The sequence below is a fragment of the Pontibacterium sp. genome, assembly GCF_041587635.1.
In the GTDB taxonomy this organism is placed as follows: Bacteria; Pseudomonadota; Gammaproteobacteria; order Pseudomonadales; family Balneatricaceae; genus Pontibacterium.
The window spans coordinates 1-1,222 of the sequence record NZ_JBFGYC010000745.1 but is presented as its reverse complement, the minus strand read 5'-3'; the positions used below and the strand labels follow the sequence as shown (position 1 = coordinate 1,222).

Sequence of the window (1,222 nt, the reverse complement as noted above, 5' to 3'; positions counted from 1 at the left end):
GCTGCCCACCTCTTCATGGTCATTGCATACTAACAGCGCACCCTGTGATGTATCGCTGGTAAGCAGTGCATTTAAGCCGATAAAACAGCTCAGCAAGTTATCAAGGCGAGCTGACGCGACAAACTCATCATTAAGGCCCACGAACCCTGGCTTCTGCGTATCGTAAAAGCACAGCTCGTAATCAAAAACCTGCGCCACATCGTCAACACCCTGCCTCTCAAGCTGGGTTTTCAGTAACGCCCGGAAATCCGGTTTCTCTTCGCTCTGTCCCAGAATAGGTGGCAGGTAGGTCTGCGCGTTGATCGTACGATCTTTGTTGGCCTCCCGATCCAGATGGATCGCCAGACTCGGAATAATCGCAACCGCTTTGCTAAAGTCGACCAGCGCATCGGCTAATTCACCTTCGTCATTACGATAACTGACACGACCGGCGATAGACAGATCTCGGTCAAACCAAGGATTCAGCAACACGCCACCGTACACCTCTACACCCAGCTGAAAATAACCGTTTTTGTGCATCTCCGGCGTGGGTTTAACCTTGAGGCAAGGCGAGTCGGTATGTGCACCGACCATCCGAAACCCACTTTCCAAGGCTGAAGTCTGAGGCATGGTCCACGCGATGATGGAGGACCCATTACGCACAACGTAGTAGCGACCACCAGCTTCAACATTCCAACTGTCACCCTCTGCCAGTGCCTGAAAACCCGCATCAGACAACCGGGATACCATGGCTTGTACGGCATGAAACGGTGTGGGGGATTCGCTTAGAAAGTCGACCAGCGACTGGTTAAATTGCTGTTGGCTCATATCAAATTACTCCGCAACCGTGTCTTTTACTTCCAACAACTCAATTTTAAAGATCAACGCAGAGTTTGCCGGAATCGTTTCATTCGGACTGGTGGCACCGTATGCCAGTTCAGCAGGTAGGTAGATATTCCATACGCCACCCTCCTTCATTTTAGGCAACGCTTCTTTCCAGCCGCGAATCACCGCCTTTAAAGGAAACTCTGAAGGCTTATCACGTGTATAAGAGCTATCAAATACCACATCATCAACTCGCTTGCCTTCATAATGAACAACAACGGTATCCAAAAAGCGTGGTGATCGGCCTTCTCCCGCTTTAACAACCTCATACTGCATACCAGACTTTGTCGTGATCACGCCGTCCCGCTTGGCATTTTCTGCCAGAAACGCGTCACCTAGCTTACGGGTATCGTCGTGT

Annotated in this window: 1 protein-coding gene and 1 pseudogene; both read right to left on the bottom strand. The window is 50.5% G+C overall.

Going from position 1 to position 1,222, the window contains the following annotated elements; all coding sequences use genetic code 11:
- Window positions 1-807 (bottom strand): annotated as a pseudogene (locus tag ABYW01_RS21370) (M18 family aminopeptidase); the annotation flags it as partial.
- Between the two features lie 6 nt (window positions 808-813).
- The coding region (locus ABYW01_RS21365) for an FKBP-type peptidyl-prolyl cis-trans isomerase (protein ID WP_372836629.1) at window positions 814-1,222 on the bottom strand (409 nt) is incomplete at its 5' end.